Here is a 407-nt window from a genome sequence, read left to right on the forward strand (position 1 = left end):
ACCCATGGTGTTGCAGCATGAGCCATTTCAAAACCTTTCACGGTTATATAATCTCTCCCAATTTGATCTGGATAAAAACAGGATCTGCGTACATTGATCTCTACTAATTCTTCATTTGGGTTCGCACCATTGAAGTTTGCGTATATAGTTGTTTTTTGATCATCTACTTCCGCATACCAAACATACTTTGTTTGCTCTGGATTTAAAACCGGAACCTTTTTTTGTGTCCAATGGTCTACTGTCTCTGTTCTAACCTTAGGATCTTTTAAATCTTCAAAACTGTTAGCTTCGTAAAACGACATACCGTTTAGATAAACATCTCCTAAATGTCTCTTTTGATCAGTCGTAACAAGCCAATCTCCAAATATTTCTTCTTTGTACGGATTAAAGTCACCAAAAAAAGAGTT

Annotated in this window: 1 pseudogene; it reads right to left on the reverse strand. The window is 36.1% G+C overall.

Features of this window, described 5'->3' with window-relative positions:
- A pseudogene (locus ACW9JY_RS10510) lies at positions 1-407 on the reverse strand (hypothetical protein); the annotation flags it as partial.

Source organism: Petrotoga sp. DB-2 (assembly GCF_054051725.1).